This is a genomic window from Corallococcus sp. AB018 (assembly GCF_003986945.1).
Taxonomy (GTDB): Bacteria; Myxococcota; Myxococcia; order Myxococcales; family Myxococcaceae; genus Corallococcus; species Corallococcus exiguus.
This window is the reverse complement of sequence record NZ_RAWR01000015.1, coordinates 37,294-63,179: the sequence shown is the minus strand read 5'-3', so window position 1 is coordinate 63,179 and position 25,886 is coordinate 37,294. Positions and strand designations below refer to the sequence as shown.

Annotated in this window: 24 protein-coding genes; 9 read left to right on the top strand and 15 right to left on the bottom strand. The window is 70.5% G+C overall.

The features are described from left to right. Position 1 precedes the first annotated feature (1 nt). From murD to mraZ, 9 genes are read right to left on the bottom strand one after another with little or no spacing between them, the layout of a single operon-like run. Complete coding sequence (gene murD, locus D7Y11_RS05690) at positions 2–1,372, bottom strand: UDP-N-acetylmuramoyl-L-alanine--D-glutamate ligase (protein WP_126933196.1); 1,371 nt, start codon at positions 1,370–1,372, stop codon at positions 2–4. A 32-nt stretch (positions 1,373–1,404) separates the two neighbouring features. Then, positions 1,405–2,583, bottom strand: a complete 1,179-nt coding sequence (gene mraY, locus D7Y11_RS05685; RefSeq protein WP_120575426.1) for a phospho-N-acetylmuramoyl-pentapeptide-transferase — start codon at positions 2,581–2,583, stop codon at positions 1,405–1,407. Next, positions 2,583–3,983, bottom strand: coding sequence for a UDP-N-acetylmuramoyl-tripeptide--D-alanyl-D-alanine ligase (gene murF / locus D7Y11_RS05680; RefSeq protein WP_126933195.1), 1,401 nt, complete (start codon positions 3,981–3,983; stop codon positions 2,583–2,585). The genes mraY and murF overlap by 1 nt, the downstream gene beginning before the upstream one ends. Before the next feature lie 26 nt (positions 3,984–4,009). Further along, positions 4,010–5,548, bottom strand: coding sequence for a UDP-N-acetylmuramoyl-L-alanyl-D-glutamate--2,6-diaminopimelate ligase (locus D7Y11_RS05675; RefSeq protein WP_120575428.1), 1,539 nt, complete (start codon positions 5,546–5,548; stop codon positions 4,010–4,012). A 49-nt stretch (positions 5,549–5,597) separates the two neighbouring features. Beyond that, positions 5,598–7,619 (bottom strand): penicillin-binding protein, encoded by a 2,022-nt coding sequence (locus D7Y11_RS05670; protein ID WP_120575429.1) that lies wholly within the window; start codon positions 7,617–7,619, stop codon positions 5,598–5,600. Further along, positions 7,616–8,008: a cell division protein FtsL gene (locus D7Y11_RS05665; protein WP_120575430.1), complete on the bottom strand. Its 393-nt coding sequence runs from the start codon at positions 8,006–8,008 to the stop codon at positions 7,616–7,618. The genes D7Y11_RS05670 and D7Y11_RS05665 overlap by 4 nt, the downstream gene beginning before the upstream one ends. After that, positions 8,005–8,910 (bottom strand): 16S rRNA (cytosine(1402)-N(4))-methyltransferase RsmH, encoded by a 906-nt coding sequence (rsmH, locus tag D7Y11_RS05660; RefSeq protein ID WP_120594391.1) that lies wholly within the window; start codon positions 8,908–8,910, stop codon positions 8,005–8,007. Before rsmH ends, D7Y11_RS05665 begins: the two co-directional genes overlap by 4 nt. A gap of 23 nt (positions 8,911–8,933) precedes the next feature. Further along, a complete protein-coding gene (locus D7Y11_RS05655; protein WP_120594392.1) occupies positions 8,934–9,317 on the bottom strand; it encodes an STAS domain-containing protein in 384 nt (127 codons plus the stop codon). A gap of 48 nt (positions 9,318–9,365) precedes the next feature. Then, complete coding sequence (mraZ, locus tag D7Y11_RS05650; protein ID WP_120566798.1) at positions 9,366–9,818, bottom strand: division/cell wall cluster transcriptional repressor MraZ; 453 nt, start codon at positions 9,816–9,818, stop codon at positions 9,366–9,368. A gap of 238 nt (positions 9,819–10,056) precedes the next feature. On the opposite strand from mraZ, the gene D7Y11_RS05645 reads away from it, so the two are divergent. Further along, complete coding sequence (locus D7Y11_RS05645) at positions 10,057–10,767, top strand: PilZ domain-containing protein (RefSeq protein ID WP_126933194.1); 711 nt, start codon at positions 10,057–10,059, stop codon at positions 10,765–10,767. Between the two features lie 33 nt (positions 10,768–10,800). On the opposite strand, the gene D7Y11_RS05640 is transcribed toward D7Y11_RS05645, so the two are convergent. Further along, entirely contained in the window at positions 10,801–12,609 is a 1,809-nt protein-coding gene (locus D7Y11_RS05640; RefSeq protein ID WP_120575433.1) for an acyl-CoA dehydrogenase family protein, read from the bottom strand. Positions 12,610–12,789: 180 nt separating this feature from the next. Beyond that, positions 12,790–13,512 carry a hypothetical protein gene (locus D7Y11_RS05635; RefSeq protein WP_120575434.1) on the bottom strand — a complete coding sequence of 241 codons (723 nt, stop codon included), beginning with the start codon at positions 13,510–13,512 and terminating at the stop codon, positions 12,790–12,792. Positions 13,513–13,735: 223 nt separating this feature from the next. On the opposite strand from D7Y11_RS05635, the gene D7Y11_RS05630 reads away from it, so the two are divergent. From D7Y11_RS05630 to D7Y11_RS05600, 7 genes are all read left to right on the top strand, one after another. After that, entirely contained in the window at positions 13,736–15,949 is a 2,214-nt protein-coding gene (locus D7Y11_RS05630) for a serine/threonine-protein kinase (protein WP_120575435.1), read from the top strand. Between the two features lie 95 nt (positions 15,950–16,044). Further along, a complete protein-coding gene (locus D7Y11_RS05625) occupies positions 16,045–16,260 on the top strand; it encodes a hypothetical protein (protein ID WP_120575436.1) in 216 nt (71 codons plus the stop codon). 78 nt (positions 16,261–16,338) lie between these two features. Next, positions 16,339–17,298 (top strand): CarD family transcriptional regulator, encoded by a 960-nt coding sequence (locus D7Y11_RS05620; protein ID WP_121752280.1) that lies wholly within the window; start codon positions 16,339–16,341, stop codon positions 17,296–17,298. Positions 17,299–17,381: 83 nt separating this feature from the next. Further along, complete coding sequence (locus tag D7Y11_RS05615) at positions 17,382–17,894, top strand: hypothetical protein (RefSeq protein ID WP_121752279.1); 513 nt, start codon at positions 17,382–17,384, stop codon at positions 17,892–17,894. Next, the gene (locus tag D7Y11_RS05610) at positions 17,881–18,831 is read left to right on the top strand and encodes a hypothetical protein (RefSeq protein WP_126933193.1); all 951 of its coding nucleotides are present in this window, start codon (positions 17,881–17,883) and stop codon (positions 18,829–18,831) included. The genes D7Y11_RS05615 and D7Y11_RS05610 overlap by 14 nt, the downstream gene beginning before the upstream one ends. A gap of 20 nt (positions 18,832–18,851) precedes the next feature. Further along, positions 18,852–20,690: a glycosyltransferase family 39 protein gene (locus D7Y11_RS05605; RefSeq protein ID WP_121752290.1), complete on the top strand. Its 1,839-nt coding sequence runs from the start codon at positions 18,852–18,854 to the stop codon at positions 20,688–20,690. 148 nt (positions 20,691–20,838) lie between these two features. Then, positions 20,839–21,405: a hypothetical protein gene (locus D7Y11_RS05600; protein WP_120575441.1), complete on the top strand. Its 567-nt coding sequence runs from the start codon at positions 20,839–20,841 to the stop codon at positions 21,403–21,405. 80 nt (positions 21,406–21,485) lie between these two features. On the opposite strand, the gene D7Y11_RS05595 is transcribed toward D7Y11_RS05600, so the two are convergent. Beyond that, positions 21,486–21,836: an ATP-dependent DNA helicase gene (locus D7Y11_RS05595; RefSeq protein WP_126933192.1), complete on the bottom strand. Its 351-nt coding sequence runs from the start codon at positions 21,834–21,836 to the stop codon at positions 21,486–21,488. A 188-nt stretch (positions 21,837–22,024) separates the two neighbouring features. Between D7Y11_RS05595 and D7Y11_RS05590 the strand changes: the two genes are divergently transcribed. Next, positions 22,025–22,507 (top strand): hypothetical protein, encoded by a 483-nt coding sequence (locus D7Y11_RS05590; protein ID WP_233607205.1) that lies wholly within the window; start codon positions 22,025–22,027, stop codon positions 22,505–22,507. An 80-nt stretch (positions 22,508–22,587) separates the two neighbouring features. Here the strand turns inward: D7Y11_RS05590 and D7Y11_RS45130 are convergent, their stop codons facing one another. The 3 genes from D7Y11_RS45130 to D7Y11_RS05575 all read right to left on the bottom strand — a co-directional run bounded on the left by D7Y11_RS45130 (position 22,588) and on the right by D7Y11_RS05575 (position 25,829). Then, positions 22,588–23,007, bottom strand: coding sequence for an ATP-dependent DNA helicase (locus D7Y11_RS45130; RefSeq protein WP_121752276.1), 420 nt, complete (start codon positions 23,005–23,007; stop codon positions 22,588–22,590). 160 nt (positions 23,008–23,167) lie between these two features. Next, entirely contained in the window at positions 23,168–24,352 is a 1,185-nt protein-coding gene (locus tag D7Y11_RS05580) for an iron-containing alcohol dehydrogenase (protein ID WP_121752275.1), read from the bottom strand. Between the two features lie 13 nt (positions 24,353–24,365). Continuing rightward, positions 24,366–25,829, bottom strand: a complete 1,464-nt coding sequence (locus D7Y11_RS05575) for a glutamine synthetase family protein (RefSeq protein ID WP_169824918.1) — start codon at positions 25,827–25,829, stop codon at positions 24,366–24,368. Positions 25,830–25,886 lie beyond the last annotated feature (57 nt).

The following is a 25,886-nucleotide window of genomic DNA, read 5'->3' as shown; positions in this document are numbered from 1 at the left end:
GTCAGAGCGCCCCGACGAGGCGCTTGAACGTGTCGCCCCGGTCCTCGAAGTTCTTGAACTGGTCGTACGACGCGCACGCCGGGGACAGCAGGACCGTGTCCCCCGCCCTGGCCACCTCACGCGCCTTCGCCACCGCCGCGTCCAAGGTGCCGCACGCGTGCACCGGCGCGTCGTTCGCGTACGCCCGCGCCAGCGCGTCCGCGTCCTGGCCAATGGTGAGCACGCCCTTCACCTTGCCCTGCCCCGCCTCCACCATGGGCGCGTACGGCGCGCCCTTGCCCTTGCCGCCCGCGATGAGCCACACGTCGCCAGCGAAGGCCTTGAGCGCCACCAGCACGGAGTCCACGTTGGTGGCCTTGGAGTCGTTCACCCACTCCACGCCGTCCAGCACGCGCACGCTCTCCAGCCGGTGCGCCAGGCCCGGGTAGCTGTCCAGCCCCGCCTGCACCGCGTCCTTCGCCACGCCGCCCAGCCGGGCCAGCAGCGCCGCCGCCATCGCGTTCTGCGCGTTGTGCGCGCCCCGCAGCGAGCGGTTGGTGAGCGTGTACGACTCGCCCGCGAACTCCAGCTCGAAGCCGCCGGGCCGCGCGATGGCCAGCCCCGCCAGCTTCGGCGCGTCCACCACCGGGCGGCCCGTGAGGCTGAAGCCGTACACGGGCACGCGCGCGGAAGCGGCCAGCCCCATCACCGCCGCGTCGTCCGCGTTCACCACGGCGAAGTCGCTGGCGCCGTCCTGGTTCATGAAGATGCGCGCCTTGGCCGCGCCGTACACGGCGTGGTTGGCGTAGCGGTCCAGGTGGTCCGGCGTGAGGTTGAGGATGGCCGAGCCCGTGGGCTTGAGCTGGTGGATGCCCTCCAGCTGGAAGCTGGACAGCTCCACCACCAGCGCGTCCCAGTCCCCGGGGGACATGGCGGCCTCGGCCAGCGGGCGCCCCAGGTTGCCGCCCACGAAGGTGCGCAGGCCCGCCTTCGCGTACAGCTCGCCGGTGAGTGCCGTGGTGGTGCTCTTGCCGTTGGTGCCGGTGATGCCCAGGAAGCGGGTGCCCGTGAGGAGGCGGCCCGCGAGTTCAATCTCGCCCCACACCGGGACGCCCGACGTGCGCGCGGCCTCCAGCTCCGGCAGGGACAGCGGCACGCCCGGGCTCACCACCACCAGGTCCTGGCGGGTGAGCAGCCCCGGGGGCGTGGCGCCGGTGACGAGCGTCACGCCCTTCGCGTGCAGCTCCTTCGCGACGTCGCCGAGCGCGTCCTCGGAGCGCGCATCCAGCGCCGTCACCTTCGCGCCTTGCTGGACCAAAAGCCGCAGCGCCGCGACGCCGCTCTTGGCCAGCCCGAACACCGCGACATTCCGACCGGACAGCGAGGGATTCATGGGGTGGGCCGACCTCGATGGGGGCAAAGCGACTAGCGCAGTTTCAGGGACAGCAGGGCCACGCCACCACAGAGGATGGCGACAATCCAGAAACGCACGATGATCTTCGGCTCAGCCATGCCCTTGAGCTCGAAGTGGTGGTGCACGGGCGCCATCTTGAAGACGCGCTTGCCCGTCATCTTGAAGGACGTCACCTGGATCATCACGGAGAGCGCCTCCGCGAAGAAGATGCCGTGGATGATGGCGGACACCACTTCGTTCTTGGAGAACACGGCCAGCCCGCCCAGCGCGCCGCCCAGGGCCAGCGAGCCGATGTCGCCCATGAACACGGACGCCGGGTAGGTGTTGAACCAGAGGAAGGAGATGCCCGCGCCCACGATGCTCGCGCAGAAGACGGCCAGCTCCGCGCCGCCCGGCACCTGGAGGATGCCCAGGTAGCGGTACAGCGGCGTGGCGGTCAGCCGCGTGACGCCGTTCACCGTCTCCGTGTCCGCGATGTGCAGCGTGGTGCCCGCCACGTAGCAGAGCACGCAGAAGGTCACCGCCGACACGATGGTGGGCACGATGGCCAGGCCGTCCAGGCCGTCCGTGAGGTTCACCGCGTTGGACGTGCCCACGATGACGACCCACGCGAACACCACGTAGAACCAGCCCAGGTCCGGGTTGAACCAATGGGACGGCACGAACGGCAGCGTCAGCCGCGTGTCGATGAGCAGCGTGGGCCCGAAGGAGCCGTCCGCCTTCGTCCACGTGCACATCAGGCCGAAGATGGCGATGAGGAAGAAGAGCGTCTGCAGCGCCATCTTCTTGCGCCCGGCCAAACCCTTGGAGTTGCGCTTGGACAGCTTGAGCCAGTCGTCCAGGAAGCCGATGAAGCCGTAGCTGAAGGTGAGGAGGATCATCACCCAGACGCCGCGGGACTTCAGGTCCGCGAACAACAGCGTGCCCGCCGCGATGCTGATGAGGATGAGCGCGCCACCCATGGTGGGCGTGCCCTTCTTCTTCTGGTGGCTGTCCGGGGTGTCCTCGCGCACGTTGCTCTGCCCGTGCTGCTTCAAGCGCAGCCGCGCGATGAGGCGCGGGCCGATGAGCATCCCCAGGAGCAGGGCGAAGACGCCCGCGGCGATGATGCGGAAGGTCGGGTAGCGCAGGAAGTTGAGGACGCGCCCGGCCTCGGTGTTCTGGATGAGCTCGTACAGAAGGTACAGCACTAGTGACTCCCTCCGGGGGGTGCCGCGCCCGTCAGGGCCGCCACCACGCGCTCCAATCGCATGCCGCGACTGGCCTTCACCAGCACCACGTCACCGGGCGAAAGCCGGGGCGTCAACCACGCCACCAATGGCTCCACTTCGGTGAAATGGGCGGCGGAATCTCCCATGTCCGCGCTGCCCAGACCGCCCGAGGACCGGGGGCCGAAGAACGCGACCAGCTTCGCGTGCCGCGCGACGAGCTCACCCAGCCGGGCATGCTCCTCCGCCTCGCCCGCGCCCAGCTCCAGCATGTCGCCCAGCACCGCCACCGCCCGGCCGCCTTCCGGCACCAGCGTGCCCAGCGTGACGAGCGCGGCCTCCATGGAGGCCGGGTTGGCGTTGTAGCAGTCGTCCACCACCGTGATGCCGTTCCTGCCATCCACGATGTTGAGCCTGCGCGCGTACGGCCGCGCGGACTCCAGGCCCTTCACGCACTCCTCGGGGGAGTAGCCCAGGGCCAGCGCCGTCGCGAACGCCGCCGTCGCGTTCTGCGCGTTGTGCGGCCCCACGAAGTGCAGGCGCACCGGCCAGTCCTTCTCCTGGTAGCGCACGGTGGCCACCATGCCGTCGCGGCCCAGCGTGTGGACCGCCGTGAGGCGCACATCCGCCCCTTCCGCCCGGCCGAACGTCAGGTGCTTCGCGCCGCTGCGCGCGGCCTGGCGCACGATGAGCGCGTCGTCCACGTTCACGACAGCAGTGGCCTGGGGCAGCAGCTCGCGGAACATCTCCCCTTCCGCCTCCGCCACGCCCTCCAGGCTGCCCAGCCCCTCCAGGTGCTCCGGCTGGACGACGGTGATGACACCGGCGTCCGGCTGGACCTTTCGGGTGAGCCGTTCGATTTCGCCCGGCTGGTTCATCCCCACTTCGATGACGGCCGCCACGTGGGACGGCTCCAGCCGGAAGAGCGTGAGCGGGACGCCCACCTCGTTGTTGAAGTTGCCCTCCGTCTTCAGCGCCGGGCCCCGCGTGGCCAGGATGGCGCCCACCATCTCCTTGGTGGTCGTCTTCCCGTTGGAGCCCCCCACCGCCGCCACCGGAATCTGGAAGCGGCGGCGGTGCAGCGCGCCCAGGCCGCCCAGCGCGGCCAGGGTGTCATCCACTTCGTACAACGCGAAGCCCGGGGGCAGGGCCGGCAGCGCCCTCCCCCGCTTCACCACCGCCCCGGCCGCTCCCTGGCGCTGGGCACCGTCCACGAAGTCGTGGGCGTCGAAGCGCTCGCCCTGCAGCGCCACGAAGAGGCACCCGGGGGTGAGCGACCGCGTGTCGGTGCAGACGGCGGGAAAGCCCGCTTCCACGGGCTCCCCGCGCCGGGTCGCACCCGTCGCCTGCACCACCTCGTCATCGGAGAATCGAACGGCCATGGAGGGGGGGGTGGCCTTGAGAAGGTTCAGCCCGGGATGCGGTTGGCCAGCGCGCGCGCGGCGACCTCGCGGTCGTCGAAGGCGAGCTTCTCGGTGCCTACCGTCTGATAGGTCTCGTGGCCCTTGCCGGCGATGAGGACGACGTCGTCGTCCTTGGCCAGGTTGATGACCTGCTCGATGGCGGCGCGGCGGTCCGCGTCCACCAGGTAGCCCTTCTCCCCGACCTTCGCCTTGCCCTCGGAGATGCGGCGCAGGCCGCCCTTCTCCAGGCCCGGCGTCACCTCGGAGATGATGGTCTCCGGATCCTCCGTGCGCGGGTTGTCGCTGGTCACCATCACCAGGTCCGCGCCCTCCGCGGCCACCGCGCCCATCAGCGGGCGCTTGCCCTTGTCGCGGTCGCCGCCGCAGCCGAAGACGACGATGACGCGGCCCTTGGCCAACGCGCGCGCCGCTTCGAGGGAGCGCTTGAGCGCGTCATCCGTGTGCGCGTAGTCCACCAGCACCGCCGGCGCCGGGCCGCCGCGGTGGTTCTCCGCGCGGTCCATGCGGCCAGCCACGCCCGTGACGAGCTCGATGCCGCTCTTCACGTCCGAGCGGCTGATGCCCGCGCCCAGCGCGATGCCGGCGGCGAGCATGATGTTCTCCAGGTTGTGGGGCCCCAGGAGCTTGCTCTTCACCTTGATGTCGCCCGCGGGCGTCTTCAGGGTGGCCTCGATGCCCTTGAGCGAATAGGCGGCATCCGCGGCGGAGATTTCACCCGCGCCCGTGCGGCTGAACTTCCACGCCATGCGCTTCTGGTTGCGCAGCTCCGTGTAGAGGCGGCTGGCGAAGGCGTCGTCCGCGTTGACGACCGCGGTGCCGGAGGCGCCCAGGTTCTCCAGGAAGAGCTTGCGCTTCACCTGGAAGTACTCCTCCAGGTCCTTGTGGTAGTCCAGGTGGTCGCGCGACAGGTTGCTGAAGCCGGCGGCCTTGAAGGTGAGCCCGTGCACGCGCTCCTGCGCGAGCGCGTGGCTGGAGACCTCCATCACCACCGTCTCCACGCCCGCGTCCACCATCTCGCGGAAGATGCGGTGCAGCTCCAGCGGGTCCGGCGTGGTGTTGGCCAGCTCCGTCGTCTTGCCACCGAACTTGTAACCCAGCGTGCCGATGACGCCCGGCGCCGGAGAGCCGGTGTACATGGCGGCCGTGGCGAGGATGGCCTCCAGCAGGTACGTGGTGGTCGTCTTCCCGTTGGTGCCGGTGACGCCCAGGAGCGTCAGCTTGTCCGCGGGACGGCCGTGGAAGTTGGCCGCGATGAGGGCCAGCGCCTTGCGCGCGCTGCTCACCTTGAAGAACGGCACCTGCGACGACTGGCCCTGCTTCTCCGACACCACGGCCACAGCGCCGCGCGACACGGCTTCACCAATGAACTGGGCCCCGTCTTCCTTCAGGCCCGGCACGGCAATGAAGAGATCCCCCGGCTTCACGCGCCGCGAATCCTGCGTCACTCCCGTGACGTCGACCGCGGAACGGCCGCCCGAGGTCTGCTCGGCTCCACACCCTGCGAGGACATCCGTCAGCTTCATCTCTTCCCCTTCACACGCATTGCTTGCGGGGCCTGGAAAGGACACGGCCTCATTGCCGCGTCGCCAGTTCCAGCGTCACCCGGGCCCCCTTCTCCACCAGCGCACCGGCGGGGGGGGTCTGAGATACGACTCGTCCACTTCCTTGCAGCTGTGGCTCCAACGCCGCGGCGAGCAACTTCACCACGGCTTCCCGTCCCGCCTGACCCTGGACGTCCGGCACACGCACCGTGCCGGGCTCCGGAGTCTCGGTCACCGCATCCTCCAGGCCGGCCCGAACGGGCACGACCTTCGCCAACGCCTTCGGTGCCGGAGGGGGCACCACGGGCGCGGCGGCCGCGGCCACCTCGGCGGGTGCCACCGTCCGGGACGGGGGCACGGCCAGGTGGGCCATGGCAGCGGTAGCGATTTCCTTGAAGGCAGGGGCAGCCACGTTCCCCCCGTATACGTCTGTCTTGGGTTCGTCCACCACCACGAGAATCACGGCGCGCGGGGCCTCGGCCGGTACCATGCCCGCGAACGACGCGATGCGTTTGTCGGAATACCCCCGTGCCACGGGGTCCGCCTTCTGTGCGGTACCCGTCTTGCCGGCCACCCGGTAGTCGTCCATGGCGGCCTTGGGCGCGGTTCCTCCCTTGACCACCACGCTCTCGAGCATGCCCACGACCTGGCGCGCCACCCTCTGGGAAACCACCCGCCGCAGCTCCGTGGGCTGGTTCTCCAGCAGTACCACGCCGTCCGGGTCCACCACCTTGGAGACCAGGAACGGGCGCATCAGCACGCCGTCGTTGGCCAGCGCGCCGTAGGCCGCCGTCAGCTGGACGGCGGTGGAGGTCATCCCCTGGCCGAAGGATTGGGTGGCCAGGGAGATGTCCGATTTCGGAAACGGGATGACGCCGCGGCTCTCGCCGGTGAGCGCCAGACCGGTGCGCTCCGCGAAGCCGAAGGCGTGGTAGCCGGCGACGAACTTCTCGCGGCCCAGGGCCTCGGCGACCTTCGCGGCGCAGATGTTGGAGGACACCTGGAGGATGCCCTGCGCGTTGAGCCAGCCGTGCGGGTGGGTGTCCCGGATGGTGTGACGGCCGATGCGCAGGGAGCCGTTCTCACAGAAGAACAGCTGGTCCGCGGTGATGGCCTTCTGCTCCAGCGCGGCGGCCACCACGAAGGCCTTCATCGTGGAGCCGGGCTCGAAGGAGTCCAGCGCGGCGCGGTTGCGGATGGCGTTCTTCACGCCGTCTTCCGGCGTGTTGGGGTTGAAGCGCGGGTTGTTCGCCAGCGCGAGAATCTCCCCGGTGCGCGGATCCAACACCACCGCCATGCCCGCCGCCGCCTTGGCGTCGTCCACGGCCTTGGCCAGCGCCTTCTCCGCCACGTACTGGAGGTGGCGGTCCAGCGTGAGCGTGACGGCGGCGCCCTGGCGCTCCAGCGGATCCATGGCGCCCTGGACCATCAGCTTGCGACCCTTGGCGTCGCGGAAGCCGGAGGTGCGCGAGTTCTGCCCGGACAGCTCGTCCTCGAAGGCCAGCTCCAGGCCCTCCAGGCCGTGGCCGTCGGTGCCCACCATGCCCACGATGTGCGCGCCCAGCTCACGCTGGGGATAGAAGCGCTTGGGCTCCTTGGTGAAGCCCAGGCCGGGCAGGCCCAGCGCCTTGACCGCCTCCACCTCCTGGGGCTTCGCCTGGCGCTTCACCCACGCGAAGCGCCTGGCGCGCGACAGGCGCGCGGTCAGGTCGCCGCTGTCCAGGTGCACGGCGCGGGCGAGCTGACGGGCCGCCTGCGGCACGTCGGGGAGCAGGGACGGGTCCACCCAGATGGAGTCCACCTCCACGCTCTGCGCCAGGGGCGTGCCGCGCCGGTCGAAGATGTCTCCGCGCCGGGCGGGGATGTCGATCTGCCGGACGTACTGGTCCTGCGCGAGGCCCCGCAGCTTCTCCTGCTGGAAGACCTGGAGGTAGACCGCGCGGCCGAACGCCGTGCCCAGGAGCGCGAGGAACAGCCCGAACAAGAGCTGGACCCGCAGCCTGAGCCCCTTCGTGTTCGACTCCGGAATCCGCGCGCTCTTCAGGTCCCTCACCGCTGGGTCCCCCGCTCCGCCACGCGGACGGCCGGGGCCGCGGAACGGGCCTGCGCGGTGCCGGAGCCCTTCACGCGCTCGTCCGCCAGGGACACCACCGCGCCGCCCTTGGGCATGGCCATGCCCAGCTGCTCACGGGCCACGCGCTCCAACCGGCCCGGCGCCTTGAGCGTGGCCAGCTCCAGCTTGAGCCGGTCGTTCTCCCGGGTGAGCGAGCGGCTCTCGCCCTCCGCGTTGGACAGGCGGTAGCCCATGTCCACCACCAGCACGCGGCTGGTGACGTGGAGGATGCCCACGGCCGCGAACAGGGTGAAGAGCATGACGGCGGGCAGCAGGTGCATCAGCACGCCGGCCACGGACACGGAGGGACGCGAGAGGGCCTTGCTCATCGGATTTTCTCCACCGCGCGCAGGTGCGCGCTGCGAGAGCGGGGGTTGGCCTCGACTTCCGCTTCGGAAGCCGCGACGGCCTTCTTGGACACGAGGACGAAGTCACCCTGGCTGTTGCACACGCACACCGGGAAGCCCGGCGGACAGGTGCACCCGCCCACCAGGGCACGGAAGGCTTCCTTCACCTTCCGGTCCTCCAGGGAGTGGAAGGAGATGACCGCGGCGCGGCCGCCCACCTTGAGCAGCGAGGGCAGCGCGGCGAGCAGCGAGTCCAGCGCCTCCAGCTCCCCGTTCACCGCCATGCGCAGCGCCTGGAAGGTGCGGGTGGCCACGTGGATGCGGTCCGGCCACGCCTTGCGAGGCACGGCGCGCTTCACCACCTCCGCGGCCTCCAGCGTGCGCTGGGGCAGCGCCTTCTTCAGCTCTCGCGCGATGGGGCGCGCGAAGGGCTCTTCCCCGTAGTCCTTGAGCAGCTTCGCCAGGTCGCGCTCGTCCGTTTCGGCGATGAGCTCCGCGGCGGTGATGCCGCTGTCGCCCATGCGCATGTCCAGCGGGCCCTCCTTCATGAAGGAGAAGCCGCGCTCGGCCACGTCCAGCTGGGGCGAGGACACGCCCAGGTCCACCAGCACGCCGTCCACGGGCAGCAGGTCCTGCGCGACGCTGAGAAGGTCCGCGAAGTTGCCCTGCCGGGCCTGGAAGCGCGCGTTGACGCCCATGCGGGCGGTGGCCGCGGCCAGCGCCACGGGGTCCCGGTCCACGCCCACGACCGTGGCGCCTCGGGCGAGCAGCGCCTGCGTGTGGCCTCCGCCACCGAGCGTGCCGTCGAGGATGACCTTGCCCTCCGCCGGGTTCAGCAGCTCCACCGTCTCGTGGAGCAGGACGGTCTGGTGCTGGAAGTCCACGGGAGGGGGCCTTGGGTGCAGGGTCAGACGAAGGGAGCGCGCGCGAGCTGGAAGGCGGCCCGGGCATCGTTCATGTGCGGGTACAGCTCGAAGGCGTCATGGGCGCCGGCCGCGCGGAAGATGGCGGCCAGGTACGGCGACAGCCCGGACAGCTTCACGTCACCACCGGAGCGGCGGAACGCGTCCGTGCGGGCCATCAGCGGGCGCACGCCGCGGTAGTTCAGGTGAGACACGTCCGCGAAGTCGAGGACGACCTGACGGGTGCCCCGGTGCAGGCGGTGCATCAGGTCCTCGCACAGCTTGAGCAGGTCCGCCTCCTCCAGCTCGCCCTCCAGCATCAGCGTCTCCACGCGCTCGGACGCCGCCACCACCGCCCTGGTCCGACGAACCTCCTGAAGCTGGTCCATGCGCCTGCCCACCCTTCTCTCGCGAAACAAAAGCTGTCGACTTCCTGGCTACGGCTGGCGCAGCTCGCCCAGCACCCGCAACACGTCCGGGGAGGTGGCTTCCTGGCGCGCGTCCTCCTGCGCCTTCGCCCAGCCTTCCTGGCTCCAAAGCTCAATCACCTTCACCATCCCCGCCCACACCACTTCCTTCTCCAACTTCGCGTACGCCCTGAGCGACGGCGGGATGAGCAACCGGCCCAGCTTGTCCAGCGGGCACTCCTGCGCGCTGGCCACGTACAGCCGCATCAACGTCTTGACCCCCGGCTCCATGGGGTTGCGCCGGGCGAGCGCGGTCTCCAACGCCTCCCACTCCCGCACCGGATAGGCGTGGAGGCAGGGGTCCAGGGCCGTGGTGACGATGAGCCGCTCGTCGTAGGCGCCCACCAACGTCTCCCGAAGCTTCGCCGGGAGGCTGGTGCGCCCCTTCGCGTCGATCTGGTGCTCATAGACGCCTCGGAACACGCGGGACGATCCACCTTTTCAGCCCAGCACGGGACGGACCACCACTCCTTCCCACTTCTTACCCCTCTGCGGCCGGCATACATACGCGCCCCCCCCAGGGGGGTCAAGAAAGCGCGCAACAGGCTGGAACACCGCGCGCCCGCCGGCGGACATCCGCTGGGGCACATGCCGGACGGCCTACCTTTGGGGGTGGGGTAAACTTGAGTTCTTTCGCTCCCAGGCTGAGACTGGCGAGCGCGTGAACACGAACGTTCGACTGAAGGTGGCCTACAAAACGCCACAGTCGCTGGTCGGTGAGTACACCCGCAGCGTGGGTCAGGGCGGCGTCACCCTGGAGACGCGCAAGGCCCTCCCCCTGGGCACCCGCTTCACCTTTGAACTGCACGCGGGCGGCATGCCGCGGCCGGTGGAGGTGCTGGGCGAGGTCGTCAAGGTGGAGCCGCGCCCCGGCGAGCGCTTCATGCTCACCGTGCGCTACGACGGCGCGGAGGATCGCAGCGCGCTGGACGCGGTGCTCCAGTTCATCTTCGCCCAGGAGGAGCAGAACGGCCTGCGCCGCTTCCCGCGCCTGCCGCTGCACCTGCGCGCGAGGGAGGCCGACCCCCGGGCGCCGTTCTTCTATGTGCGCGACATCTCCCGCGGCGGCGTGGGCCTGGAGGTGGACGCCCCCGCCCTGCCCCGCGAGGTGCTGGTGGGCACGCCCTTCTTCATGGAGATGGACATGAAGGAGGGGCCGCTGCTGCTCCACGGCGAGGTGGCGTGGACGTCGTCCGTGCCGCGCAAGGGCGTGGCGCAGGCGGTGACGCCGGGCTTCGGCGCGACGTTCGGCCGGCTGCGGCCGGAAATGCTCCAGCGGCTGGAGGCCTTGATGGCGCTGGAGCACCTGCCGCCCGCGCCCTGGCGGGCCCGGGTCAGCTTCGGCCTGGATGCCGTGTCGCGGATGCCCTGACGCTGCGTCCAGGGCACCCGCGCGCTTCATCCGTTACAGCGGGTTGTACGGGTAGCCGTCGGCCTCCTCCAGGCCCGCGACGATGGTCTCGCGCAGCTCCGCCGGGTCGTACGGCGTGAAGGCGTCCAGCGCGGACAGGCGCTTCAACTCCAGCGTGAGCGCGTCACCCTTGAGCGTGGCGCAGAGCGCGCGGCGGGTGCGCTCGAAGGCGCGCGTGGTGGACTCCATCGCGTACAGCCGCACCAGCGCCACGCGCACGGGGTCCTGCACGCCACCGGTGGCCGCCTGACGGGTGCGCGTCACCATGGAGTCCAGCGCGTACGCGTCCATCACCACGTCCGCCAGCGCGGCCATGACCTCCTGGTGCTTGTCCAGCTCCGTGCCGAAGGTCTCCGCGGCCAGGCGCATGCCGTGGATGGCCAGGTGCTTGGCGCACTCGGCGGCGATCTCCTCGTTGGCGAGCGCGTCATGACGGCCGGCGCGGGGCCGCTCGCCGCGGCTCAGCTCCTCCGCCACGGAGCGCGCCTGCGCGAACAACGGCAGGTCGCCCTTCACGGCGCGCTTGAGGAGCATGCCGGTGATGAGCATCCGGTTGATTTCATTGGTGCCCTCGAAGATGCGGTTGATGCGCGCGTCGCGGTAGGCGCGCTCCACCGGGTACTCCTCGATGTAGCCGGCGCCGCCGTGCACCTGCACCGCGTCGTCCACCAGGAAGCCGAGGGCCTCCGAGCCGAAGACCTTCATGATGGAGGCCTCGGTGGCGAACTCCTCCATCGCGGCGATGACGTGCGCGTCGTAGTCCGCGTCCGAGCGCTCCTTGGACGCGAGCCGCCCGTCCACCAGGCCCGCCGTGCGGTACGTCATGCTCTCCACCGCGTAGACGAGCGTGGCCATGCGCGCGAGCTTCTCGCGGATGAGCGGGAACGTGGCGATGGGCGCCTTGAACTGCTTGCGCTCCTGCGCGAACTTCAGCGCGCTCCGCAGCTGCAGCTTCATGCTCCCGATGACGCCCGCGCCCAGCTTCAGGCGGCCGTAGTTGAGGATGTTGAAGGCGATGCGGTGGCCCTTGCCCAGCTCGCCCAGCAGGTTCTCCACGGGCACCTGCGCGTCCTCGAAGTAGAGCGGGCACGTGGACGAGCCGCGGATGCCCATCTTGTGCTCCTCCGGGCCCACGGTGAGGCCCGGGGTGTCCTTCTCCACGATGAAGCCGGTGAACTTGTCGCCGTCCACCTGCGCGAAGACGACGAACACGTCCGCGAAGGCCGCGTTGGTGATGTAGAGCTTGGAGCCGTTGAGGACGTAGTGCTTGCCGTCCGCGGACTTCACCGCCTTCGTCTTCGCCCCGCGCGCGTCGCTGCCGCTGCCCTGCTCCGTCAGCGCGTACGCCGCCACCCACTCACCCGTGGCGAGCTTGGGCAGGTACTTCGCCTTCTGCGCCTCGTTGCCGAACCACACGATGGGCAGCGACCCGATGCCGGTGTGCGCACTGGACGTCACCGACCACGAGCCCAACAGGCTCATGGCCTCCGCGAGCAGCAGCGACGTCGTCTTGTCCAGACCCGTGCCGCCGTAGGTCTCCGCGATGTCCACGCTCAAGAGGCCCAGCTCGCCCGCGCGGCGCAGGAGGTCGCGCAGCAGAGCGTTGTCCTTGCCCTCGATGCGCGCGGCCTGGGGCAGCACCTGCTCACGGCAGAACTGGAGCGCCGTCTTGAAGAAGAGCCGCTGCTCCTCGGAGAACCCCTCCGGCGTGAGGATGCGGGTGGAGCCCACCTCCTGGAAGAGGAAGGTGGCCCCGGCGAGAACATCCTGGGGACGGGAAGCGGGCTCGGTTGCGGCGACCATCAACGACCTCCGGGGAGGGAGCATTGCCCTCCGAAGCCTTCAGGGGAAACGCGCGCGGGACATTAGGGCGCGCGGACTGTCACGGGTAGTAGCGGCGCGGCCCCACCACCTCAAGGCGACGTGGGACTCCACCCGGGGTGCGTGCCCGGCCTGCAGGCGGCAGGCTTCCTGGTCCCTGTGTTACGGGGAACCCGCGTCCGGAGCGGACCGGGGCGTGGGGTACACGAGGCAGAGCGTGTCGAAGAGCCCCTCCTCCGGCGCGACGTACGTGCCGCCGAGCGCCCGCGCCACCTGCCCCACCTCCGTACCGAACGACGGCACGAGGCACAGGTCGTCCGATGTGGTGAAGCGCGTCTTCAGCCGGGCCAGCTCCCGCCGCAGCGTCGCGATGTCCTGGCGCCCGCCGCGCACCGGCACGGAGGGTCCGTTGCGGTCCGGCCCCGGCAGCTTGCCCACGCTGGTGCTCAGCTCGAAGCCGTCCGCGCGCTGGATGATGCGCAGCTTGCCGGGCGCCACCTCCTCCAGCCACGCCCGGAAGCCCTGCTCGTCGCGCAGCACCAACCGGTAGGCCACCGGCGCGTCCGGGTGCTGGAGCCACACCTCCGCCGCCTGCGCGCGCAAGACCGCCAGCGCGTCCGACACCTGCGCGAGGAACGTGTCCGAGTCCTCCACGGCGACGAGCACGTCCTTGCCCCGAACCCGCTCCGCCAGGCTGGCCGCGTCCCGGGCGCGGGCTGGCGTGAAGGTCTCCGCGCCCAGGCGCACCTGATCTCCCGACAGCTCCAGCCGGAGGACGTCCTCCGGGAGAGGCTCGCCCCAGACGGGCGCGGACACGGGCGTGACGGTCGCATCCGCCCAGGTGCCCGCGTCCGCGGGAGCGGGTGGAGGGGCTCCCGGATCCACACGGAGTGCTGGCTCCGGGGCTACCGTGCGTGCCGGTTCGGCGGGAGGTGACTCCCGGCAGCCACCCCATGTGAGGGTGCTCCACACCAGGAGGAAGAATGCACGGTTACGGGAACAGGCTGGCGAGCGTAGCGGAATATTCCACCCAGAGCGTCTGAATGGCCTCATGATAGCTTCTCGCGGTTTTTGCGAAGGACTCCCCTCCACCGGAGCCGATTCGAACGTGCCGCCGCCTTCCGCCGGCTTCCAGTTCGGCAAGTACAAACTGCTCGAGCGCATCGCGACGGGCGGCATGGCGGAGATCTACCGCGCCCGGATGACGGCGGTGGCGGGCGTGACGAAGCCGGTGGTCATCAAGAAGATCCTCCCGGGCTACGCGGACGACAGCGCGTTCGTGTCCATGTTCATCAACGAGGCGCGCATCGCGCTGGGGCTGTCGCACGGCAACATCGCGCAGATCTTCGACTTCGGCGAGGTGGAGGGCGAGTACTTCCTCGCGATGGAGTGGGTGGACGGCCATCCGCTCTCGCACGTGCTTCGCCGGGCGCGGGAGAAGGGGCTGCCCGCGCTGCCGCCGCCGCTGGCGGTGCTGGTGGCCATCGACATGCTGCGGGGGCTGGCGTACGCGCACACGCGGCTGGATGACAACGGCCGCCCGCTGCACATCGTCCACCGGGACGTGAGCCCGCAGAACGTGCTCCTCTCCTTCGAGGGGCAGGTGAAGCTGGTGGACTTCGGCATCGCGCGGGCGCGGCTCGCCGGGCGCTCCGACACGAAGGCGGACCCCGCGAAGGGCAAGTACGTCTACTTCGCGCCGGAGCAGGCGCGCGGCGAGGCGCTGGACGCGCGCACGGACGTGTTCGCCGCGGGCACGGTCCTCTACGAGATGCTCTGCGGACGGCGCCCCTTCGAGGGCTCGCTCCAGGACGTGCTGCGCAAGATTTCCCAGGGCGACTTCCCCCGCCCGCGCGAGTGGACGCCGAACATCCCGGCCGCGCTGGAGCGCATCCTGCTCACCGCGATGGCCACCAGCCCGGAGCAGCGCTACCCCACCGCTCAGGCCTTCGCGGAGGCGCTGGCGCGACAGCTCCACGTCACCGCGCCGGACGTGTCCGCCAGCGACCTGGGCCACTTCATGGGCTACCTCTTCGAGCCGGAGCTCGTGGAGTCCGGCCGCCCGGTGCAGCTGCCGCGCGAGTTCGTCGCACGGGTGGGCCGCTGGAGCGGCGTCGCCGAACCGCCGCCCATCGCCACGCCTCCGGAGGTCCCCCTCCACGACTCCGAGCCCGGGGGTGAGCCCCGAGGCGATTTGACGACGCAGCCCCTGCCCCCGCAAGCGATGCCTCCGGAGCCGCCGCCCGCGTGGCACCGCTCCCTGCGCGGCTGGGCGGTGCGCGGCGCGCCGGTGGCGGTGGCGGCGCTCGTAGCCATGTGGCTGGGCCTGGTGATGGGCGGCTCCAACACGTTCGCGGTGGAGCTCAGCTCCTCTCCCGCGGGCGCCGTCATCCGCGTGGACGGCCGGACGCTGGCGGAGACGACGCCCACGCTCATCACCCAGCTGCCGTCGGACCGCGACCATGTGCTGGAGGTGCTGATGCCGGGCATGGTGCCCTTCAGCCAGCGCGTGCACGCCGAGCGCGGCACCACGCTGGCGGTCCATGCGCGGCTCGCGCCGAAGCAAGCAGTCGCGGCGCGCGCCCTGCCCCGCGCGGGTCCGGGCGACACGCCCGCATCCTTCGCCCGCTACTCCTCCGGCGGCCCGTTCGCGCTCAGCGCGGTCGCGCATGCCCTGCGCGTGCCCCCGTCCCAGGCGGCGCGCATGCGGTTGGATCCCTCCCGCGCCTACGGCCTGCGCGTGGAGGGCCGCGTGTCGGTGGGCGGCCCGCTGCCGGTGGCCCAGGCCGTGTACTTCCTGGAGGGCGGCACGGCGCTGACGGCGCGCGACAGCTTCGGACTGGTGGGCGCCGACGAGGTGCTGGTGCGCGACGCCTCCGTCCTCTACGTGTTCCTCTGGGACGACCGGCCCGACGACAACCGCGGCGCGCTCCAGGTGCACGTGCGCGAACAGGCGAGCGGCGCCATCACCACCCTGCTCCTGGACGCGCGCCGGCACGCCGTCTCGCTGTCACCCCACGACGGCTTCACGCTCCGGGAGCTGGATCCGTCCACCACCTACCGCGTCGTCGTGCGTTCGGCCGGGGAACCGGCGCGCACGCGCGGCTTCGGCGGCGGCGAGGTGGGCGGCGTGCTCGCGCTGCACGGCGCGGGACCGTCCCCGGCCGTGGCCCCGGGCACGCTGGAGGTGCTGGAGGTCAACCAGCCCACGGTGATGCGCGGCGCGAGCTGGCTGCGGCTCGCGTTCCCGGATGACGACGTCCAGGACAACTCCGGCGGCCTCACGCTGGAGGTGACGCCGGTGGCGCCGCTGCACCAGTAGCGAGCGACGGGCCGCTACAGGACACCGCCAGCCTGTAGCCGAAAAATTGATCATCCGGGCGCCGCCCCTACCCTGGGCCGCCACGGAGGACGCTCATGAAGAAGCTGCTGGCGGTGCTGGCCCTGGGGATCGCGGTGATGGCGACGGTGGGACTTTCCACCCGCGTGGACGCACGGCCCGGAAGCACGGCGGACGAGGGGCCGACCGACGCCCAAATCGACGCTGTCCTGGACTCACAGGCGCACGAGGTCATGGCCAAGCTGTTGGAAGCGCAGCGCAATGCCAACCGGATGACAATGCTTCCCCGGTAATCTCGTGGCATCCGGCGAGGCTCGGTGCTACGACCGGCGCTCGCTTCGGTGATCATCCCACCCGCCCACGAGGGGGCCATGCCAGAAGGGTCCGCTGCACTCCAGCTCCAGGTTGGAGACCGGGTCGTCTACCCCAACCAGGGGGTCTGCCGCGTTGCCGCCATCGACGTGAAGGAGGTGGCGGGCCAGAGCCTCACCTTCGTCACCATGCGCCGGGAGGAAGACGGCGCGGTCGTGATGGTGCCGCAGGGGAAGATCCTCTCCATCGGCGTGCGCAAGGTGGCCAGTCCCACCGACGTGGAGGAGATCTACGCGTTCCTCCGCTCGGACAGTGACAAGGCCGACCTGGACTGGAAGCAACGCGCGCGCACCAACCTGGACCGAATGACCCAGGGCGGCATCCTGGGTCTGGCGGAGGTCGTCAAGGGCCTCCAGGTCCTCAGCGAGCTGCGGCCGCTGCCCACCAAGGAGCGCGAGCTCTACGACAACGCCCGGCACCTGCTGGTCTCGGAGGTCGCCGCCGCGCTGGGCACCGCCGAGGCCAACGCCGAGGACTCCATCGACATCGTCCTCTTCCCGCCCGGGAAGGAGCGTCCCAAGCGCACCGCCGCGGAGTTCGCGCGGCCCGGTGGCGACGAGGACGACATGGACCTGGACGGCGACCTCATGGGTCTGGAGGGCGGGGAGCTGGACCTGCCCTCGGACGAGGAGCCGCAGTCCGAGTCCGAAGCGGAGTCCTCCGAGGAAGAAGGCGGCGAGGAGGAAGGCGGCGAGGAGGGGGGCGAGGATGCTCCCAAGAAGCGCGGCCGTCCGCCCAAGGCCAAGCCGGCCGAAGGCGAGGAGGCCGCCGCTCCGAAGAAGCGCGGCCGTCCGCCCAAGCCGAAGCCCGAGGTGGCGGAGGGCGCCGAGCCCGCCGCCCCGAAGAAGCGCGGCCGTCCGCCCAAGGCCAAACCACCCGAGGGCGCCGCACCCGCGGAGCCCGCCGCGCCCAAGAAGCGTGGCCGTCCTCCCAAGGCGAAGCCGCCCGAGGACGAGTGAACCCCACGGCCCTCCGGCCGCCCGCGTCGCGCCGCAAGCGCGCGCCCGGCACCGCGAGGGCCTTCCCGCCGAGGTGACGCCCCGTGATTCGCGTCGTGACGCTGGACCCCTTCGACGACAAGCAGCTCGCCAAGTTCAACCGCACGCTCTACACGGCCTTTGGCGTGGGCAGCGAGCACAGCGGCTCCGCGGAAGTCCCCGCGGGCATGTCCGAGCCCCTGGACGCGGAGAAGCTGCTCGATGAGGTGAAGGGCATCCGGGCCTACAAGGACGACAAGGTGCTGCTGCTCACCTCGCGCAAGCTGAAGGACCGGGACCTGCCCAGCGGCAAGGCGCCCACGTCGGGCTTCGCCAGATACGGCAAGGACCGGGCAATCCTCTCCATCGCGCCGTTCAAGGACCTGGAGAAGGACTTCAAGCCCATCGCGCGCCACGCGCTGCACCAGCTGGGCACGCTCTGGGAGCTGCACCACTGCCTGGATCCGCGCTGCTCGATGTACCCGCCCTGGACGCCGTCCTTCAATCAGGGCGACCACATCTTCTGCACCTTCTGCCGCGAAAAGAGCGAGCAGAAGATCCGTCTTGCCAAGTCCTAAGGCCCTGCGCGCCCTGCCCCTGGTGGAGCTGGGGGCCTTGTTGCTCGTCGCGCTCTTGTGCCTGGTCTTCCAGCTGAGGCTTCCGGGCCGGCTGCCCACGGACGCGGACGAGCGCGCCATGGCGGACGTGCTGGCCCGCGATGCGCGCCCCGGGGACGCGGTGCTGCTGTTCCCCTGGTGGACCGAGCGCGCCCGTCTGTTCGTGCCGTCCTCCGTGCCCGTGTACGGGTGGCTGGAGTCGGACGGCGCGGACCTGAGCGCGCACCCGCGCATCTGGGTGCTGGGCCAGCCGGAGCTGCCCCGCTCCGACGTGGGCGCGTTCGACGCGGCCTTCCTCCCCAGCCGCAAGGCGCTGGGGCCCGAGTCGCGCATGGGCCCGCTGTCGCTGCGCCTCTACGAGAACGGCCGCTACCGCCCGCGCCACTGGGTGGCGAGCGAGTCCGCGAACGCGGCGCACGTGTACCTGGAGCAGCCGGACGGCTCGCGCCGGGACTGCCCCTTCGACGGGCGTGTGCACCGCTGCCCTGGCCCGCCGCACCTGTACGTGGCGCCGGAGTGGCACGAAATCCTCTACGAGCCCCGGCACTGCCTGTGGATGCACGCGCCCGGAGGCGCGCAGCGGCTGGTGGCGGAGTTCGCCAACGTGCCGTCCGGCATGGGCCTGCGGCTGGAGGGCGGCATCATCTTCGAGTTCGCGCACCCGAAGGACCCGCGCCTGTCCACCTCGTACCTGGGCGTGGATGACGCGGCCTCGGGCGAGCGGCTGTTGGACGTGCCCATTCCCCCGGGCCGCGAGGGCGTGCAGAAGGCGGAGGTGGTGCTGCCGCCCGGGCCGCCGCGCACGGTGAAGGTCTGGGTGCAGGCGGACAACGCGGAGTCGCGGCAGGTGTGCCTGGACGTGATGGCGCTGGAGCCCGCGGTGGGGGTGAAGCCATGACAGCTCCGGTGACGTTTCAGATGACCGGACGCCCCGCCACGCGCGAGGAGAAGTTCACGGCCCTGGCGCTGTGGGTGCTGGCGTTCGCGGCGCTGTGGAGCACGGAAGCCGCCGTGGGCTTCACGCGCGACGAGAGCGTCTACTTCGCCGCGGCGGAGGGCTATTCGCAGTGGTTCCGGCTGCTGCTGCACTCGCCCGCGCAGGCATTCACGGACAGCGCCATCGTGCGCTCGTGGGACTACAACCACGAGCACCCGGCGCTGATGAAGACGCTGTTCGGGTTGAGCCACCTGCTCTTCCACGACACGCTGGGCGTGATGCGCGACGCGACGGCCTACCGGCTGCCCGCGTTCGCGATGGCGGCGCTGGTGCCCGCGCTGTGCTTCCTCCTGGGCAGCGCGCTGTACGGCCGCACCGCGGGGTGGTTCGCCGCCCTTTCCTTCCTGCTGGTGCCGCGCCAGTACTTCAACGCGGAGCTGGCGTGCTTCGACATGCCGGTGGCCGCGATGTGGCTGCTCGTCGTGTACTGCTTCTGGCGCGCGCTGGAGAGCACCCGCTGGGGCGTCGCGTGCGGCGTGGCGTTCGGCCTGGCCCTCGCCACGAAGCACAACGCCCTCTTCCTGCCGTTCGTGCTGTCGCCGTTCGCGCTGTGGCGCGCTTGGCAGGCAAGCGAAGGCAACCCCGAGGCCCGCGTGCGGCTCTTCCGCTTCGTGGGGCTCTTCGCCGCGGTGGCGGTGCTGTACGGCCTGCTGGTGGTGTTCCTGGGCGGGCCCGCCGGGTTCCAGAAGAAGTTCCTGCTCCTGAGCCCGCACACGCTGTTCTTCGTGGGGCTCGCGGTGGGCTGCGCGGTGCTGCTGAGGGAGCTGCGGCGCGTCAGCCTGCCGGTGACGCAGGCGCTGGTTCCGCTGGCGGCCATGGCGGTGCTGGGCCCCGTCCTCTTCTACCTGCACTGGCCCTACCTCTGGCACGCGCCGGTGGACCGCACCGCGTGGTACCTGGCCTTCCACGCGACGCACAACCACTACGCCTGGTTCTACCTGGGCACGTTGATGCGAGGGCCGCCCTTCCCGCTCAGCTACGTGCTGGTGAAGACGGCGCTGACGGTGCCCACCAGCCTCTTCGCGCCCATGGTGACGGGCTTCGTGGCGCTCGTGGGCCGCGCGCTGCTCAGCGTGAGTGAACGCACGCGCGATTGGGTGCGGATGCCCACGGCGGCGGAGGCGCTGGTGGGCGTCAACGCGGTGACGTCCATCCTCATCATCAGCCACCCGCAGGTGCCGCACTTCGGCGGCGTGAAGCACTGGTTCCCGTCCATGCCCTTCCTGGGCATCCTCGCGGGCGCGGCGGTGGCGCGCGGGTGCTTCGCGCTGTGGGAGGTGCTGAAGGCGCGGCGGCCTTCGGTGTCACCGCTGGCGGTGACGGTGCCGGTGTTCGCGCTGCTCATGGCGCCCGCGCTGCTGGGGCTGGTGCGGGTGTTCCCGTACGGCACGGCGGCGTACTCGGAGCTGGCGGGCGGGCTGCCAGGCTCGGCGACGCTGGGGATGCAGCGGCAGTTCTGGTCCAGCCACGTCACCGGCGTGCTGCCGTGGATCAACGAACACGCGAAGCAGGGCGCACGCGTCTACCTGCACGAGGTGAACGGCTTCTCGTTCCGCGACTACCAGCGCAACGGCATGCTGCGCGCGGACGTGCGAGCGGTGAACAGCCCGTTCGACGCGGACATCGTCGCGTACCAGTACCACCAGGAGTTCCGCGAGCACGAGTTCCTCACGTGGCAGGCCTTCGGCACGCGCACGCCGGTCACCGGGCTGTACCTGGACGAAACGCCGCAGGTCATTGTCTACCAACGCCCGGAGTAGGTCCGGGCCCGGATGACGCAGGAAGCCATGTGCACGACCGTGCACTCGGCGGCCTCACGGGCGTCCACGAAAAGCGGACAGGACCGGAAGGCATGGGGCCGGGGTAGGCTGGCGGTGTCGGCCATTCCACCTTCCCGAGGAGGAACACATGACGCGCTGGACGGGCTTGTTGACGGTGATGGTGCTGGGCGCGGGCATCATGAGTTGCGACGACGCGAAGCCGCCCGCGAAGGTGACGCGCGCGCAGGTGAAGCGCACGGGCCCCGCGACGATGGAGATCATCCCCGTCGAGGGACAGCTCCCCTACTGCATGCTCTTCACGATGTCCGAGAAGGGCGTCATCCGGCAGCTCACGCTCACGCGCGAGAACCGCTCCATCCGCTGCGACCCGGGCCGCCCCGTCGCGAACACCAGCTTCCGCGTGCCGGTGCAGGAGGGGAAGGTGCGCGTCTACATCTTCTTCTCCGACGAGCGCGTGCCGGCGGGCTCCGTGGCGCAGCAGCTCTACGACTTGCGCGACCGCGAGCGCGTCACCGCCATGGACCTGCGGCTGCCGGGGCGCATCTTCGTGGAGACGCTGGAGTTCACGCCGGAGACGGGCGAGCCGGAAGCGACGGGCGGCATCGTGGGAGCGGGCGGCGTGGTGACGTCCGACGGAGGCACGGCCCCGGACGCCGGTACCCGCGAGCTGACCGTGGAGCCGCTGGCCAACTGAGCGCCAGACGCGAAGAAGCCCGAGGGTGGTCATCCGCCCCCGGGCCTCCGTGCTGCTTCAAGCCGTGACACCGTGGCCGCCTAGTTCAGCCACCCACCGCCGTAGCGGCTGCGCTCCAGCCGGGCCAGGCGCTCCCGCTCCTGCCGCTCGCGCTCCACCCGCGCCTGCCGCTCCCGCTCCTGCCGCTCGCGCTCCAACCGGGCCTGCCGCTCCCGCGCCTGCCGCTCGCGCTCCAGACGGGCCTGCCGCTCGCGCTCCTGCCGTTCCCGCTCCAGCCGGGCCTGCCGCTCGCGCTCCTGCCGCTCGCGCTCCATGCGGGTCTGGTCCTGGCGGCTCACGAGGGGGGTGGCGGCGTGGAAGTCGGCCGCCATCACCGGGGAGCTCGCGACGAGCGCCACAGCCACCACCATCTTCTTGAGCATCGCCTTCATGACCTGCCTCCGTGAGCCGCGTTGTCCTGCGTTCTGAACCTACTGACGGGGGAGGCCCTGCTTGATTCAACCGCGCCATCGGAAGATGGCCCTGTTGAAACACTCTGAAATGAAGCCCGAGTGAAGCCGCTTCTCACGCGGACAGGAGGGGTAGGCTCGCGGTCGGCATCCTTCCCTGGGAAGAACACGTGACGCGCTGGACGGGCTTGTTGACGGTGATGGCGTTGGGCGCGGGCTCCGTGCGCTGCGACGACGCGAAGCCCGCGAAGGTGACGCGCGCGCAGGTGAAGCGCACGGGCCCCGCGACGATGGAGATCATCCCCGTCGAGGGACAGCTCCCCTACTGCATGCTCTTCACGACGTCCGAGAAGGGCATCATCCGGCAGCTCACGCTCACTCGGGAGAACCGCTCCATCCGCTGCGAGGCGAACCGGCCTGTCGCCAACACCCGCTTCCGTGTGCCGGTGCAGGAGGGGAAGGTGCGCGTCTACGTCTTCTTCTCCGACGAACCCGTGCAGGCGAACTGGGTGGCACGGCAACTCTATGAGTTGCGCGACCGCGAGCACATCACCGCCATGGACCTGCGGCTGCCGGGGCGCATCTTCGTGGAGACGCTGGAGTTCACGCCGGAGACAGGCGCCGTCGTGGACGCGGGCAGCACCGCCCACTGACCTCCAGACGCGAAGAAGCCCGAGGGTGGTCATCCGCCCCCGGGCCTCCGTGCTGCTTCAGGCTGTGGCACCATCGCGGCTTAGTTCACCCAGCTGCCCCGGTAGCGGCTGCGCTCCAGCCGGGCCAGGCGCTCCCGCTCCTGCCGCTCGCGCTCCAGCCGAGCCAGACGCTCGTGCTCCCTGCGCTCCCGCTCCATCCGCGCCTGCCGTTCCCGCTCCAACCGCTCGCGCTCCAACCGGGCCTGACGCTCGCGCTCCATCCGCGCCCGCTCCTTGCGCTCACGCTCCAGCCGGGCCTGACGCTCGCGCTCCATCCGCGCCCGCTCCTGCCGTTCGCGCTCCAGCCGCGCCGTCCGCTCCCGCTCGTGCCGTTCGCGCTCCATGCGAGCCTGGTCCTGACGGCTCACGAGGGGGGAGGCGCCGTGGTAGTCCGCCGCCATCACCGGGGAGCTCGCGACCAGCGCCACAGCCACCACCATCTTCTTGAGCATCGCCTTCATGACCTGCCTCCGTTGAGCCGCGTTGTTGCTGCGTTCTGAACCTTCTGACGGGGGAGGCCCTGCTTGATTCAAGCGCACCAAAGGCACGGGGCCCCTCCCGTTTCCCTCGGAAGAGGCCCCGCTGAAACACTCTGAAATCAAGTCGGAGTGAAGCCGCTTTTCAGTACGCCTCGCGGGCCATGGCCAGCAGATCCGCCTCCGTCACGGTGCGCGGATTCCCCTGGTGGGACGCGTCCTGGAAGGCCTTCTGCGCGATGTGCTCCAGGTCCTTCTCCTGCACGCCCGCTTCGCGCAGCCGCGTCGGAATCCCCACGGACGCCGCCAGCTTGCGCACGCGGTCGATGGCGTTCGCCGCGAGCACCTCCTCGCGCGCGTTGGACGTGTCCCCCAGCGCCGTGGCGATGCGCGCCAGCCGCGCCGTGCAGGCCGCGCGGTTGAACTCCATCACCGCGGGCAGGACGATGGCGTTCGCCAGGCCGTGCGGCACGTTGGAGATGGGCGTGAGCGCGTGCGCCAGCGCGTGGCTCGCGCCCAGGCCCTTCTGGAAGGCCATGGCGCCCTCCATCGCCGCCACCATCATGTCCGTGCGCGCCGCCAGGTCGCGGCCCTCCTTCACCGCCGTCACCAGCGAGCGCCCCACGCGCATCACCCCGTCGATGGCCACCGCGTCCGCGAGCGGATGGAAGCCATTGGCGACATACGCCTCGATGCAGTGGGTGAGCGCATCCATGCCCGTGGCCGCCGTGACGGACGGGGGCAGGCCCAGCGTCAGCTCCGGGTCGATGACCGCGGCCTTCGGCAGCAGGTGCGGGCTGAAGATGACCGTCTTGCGGCCCGTGTCCGCCAGCGTCACCACGCCGGAGCGCCCGACCTCAGAGCCCGTGCCCGCCGTCGTCGGAATGGCGATGAGCGGAGGCAGGTCGTCGCGCACGTACTGGTCGCCGCCCTTCGCGTCGTCGTAGCGGCTGAGCGGCGGCTCGTGCGTGGTGAGCAGTTGCACCAGCTTGCCCGCGTCCAGCGCGCTGCCACCGCCCAGGGCGACGATGCCATCCGCCTTGTGCGCGCGGTACGCCTCCAGGCCCGCGAACACGTCGCGCTCCGTGGGGTTGGGCTCCACGCGGTCGAACACCGCGCACTCCAGGCCCGCGCCCTTGAGCACGTCCGCCACGCGCGCGGCGAGGCCCGCCTTCACCACACCCGCGTCCGTCACCAGCAACGGGCGCTTCATGTTCAAGCGCGCCGCGTGCGCGGGCAGCTTCTGGAGCGCGCCCGCGCCGAACACGATGCGCGTGGGCCACGCCATCTCCGTGACACGCGGCTCGGAGGGAATGTCGAAAGGTTTCATGGAAGGTCCTCCTTCAGATGAGCTCAAGGTAGCGCTCCAGTTCCCAGGAGGTGACCGCCCGCTCGTACTGGCGCACCTCCCACTCGCGGGTGCGCACGAAATGATCCACGAAGCCCTCGCCCAGGATTTCGTGGGCTCGCTCGCTGTTCTTCAAGAGGGCCACCGCGTCCTTCAGGGTGCGGGGCAGCGGCTTCGTGTTCTTCGCCTCGTAGGCATTGGACAGCACGGGCGCGGGCGGCTCGATTTCGTTCTCGATGCCCCACAGGCCCGCGGCCAGGCTCACCGCCATGCCGATGTACGCGTTCATGTCCGCGCCCAGCTGGCGGTACTCGATGCGCATGGACTTGCCGCTGTCACCGATGACGCGGATGGCGCAGGTGCGGTTCTCCAGGCCCCACGTCGCGGTGGTGGGCGCCCAGGTGTTCTCCACGCTGCGCTTGTAGCTGTTGATGGTGGGCCAGTAGAGCGCCGTCAGCTCCGGCATCAGCGCCACCTGCCCGCCGATGTAGTGCCGCATCAGCTTGCTCATCCCGTGCTTCTGCGACGGGTCGTGGAAGAGGTTCTCCTCCTCCTTCAGGTTCCACAGCGACTGGTGCACGTGGCCGGAGCAGCCCGGCAGCTTCGGATCCACCTTCGCCATGAAGCACGCGGACACGCCGTGCTTCGCGCAGATCTCCTTCACCACCGTCTTGAAGAGCGCCGCGCGGTCCGCCGCCAGCTCCAGCGTGTCGTAGCGGATGGCGGCCTCGAAGACGCCGGGGCCCGTCTCCGTGTGGAAGCCCTCGATGTTGAGCCCGTACGCGTTGCACCCGTCGATGAGCGCGTGCACCAGCGGCGCGTTCATGGACGTGCGCAGCCACGAGTAGCCGAACATGCCCGGCGTCAGCGGCGTGAGGTTCTTGAAGCCCTTCTCATGCAGGCTCTGCGGGCCCTCCTTGAAGAGGAAGAACTCGTACTCCGCGCCGAACTTGGGCAGGAAGCCCAGCTTGCGCGCACGCTGGCCCATCTTCTGGAGCAACTGGCGCGGGCTCGCCTCGAAGGGCGTGCCGTCCGGGTTCACGAAGTCCAGCAGGAACGCCGCGGTGTCCGGCTCCCACGGGATGATGCGCGCGGTGGACAGGTCCACCTTCGCGGGCGTGTCCGGGTAGCCCGTGTGCCAGCCCGTCACCTTCGTGTTGTCCAACAGCTCGTCGCCCAGGTCCCAGCCGAAGACGACGTCGCAGAAGCCCAGGCCACTCTTCGCGGCGCTGTAGAACTTCTCCAGCGAGATGTACTTGCCGCGCCAGACGCCATCCATGTCGATGGCGCCCACCTTTACCTTGCGGACGCCCTTCTCGTCCATCCACCGGCGCAGGGAGTCCATGTCCCCCTGCTGTCCGGGCACCGCTCGCGGCCCTCCCTCGCTCCGCTCCTTCGCGCGAGCCCGGCGGGCCATCGCCGGATGGGTGAGCACCTTGGCCTTGGGACGCGACGCCATGCGGACCTTCCTTTTCTTCGTCATGCGGCGGTGAAGCGATGGAATGGAGTGGAGCGC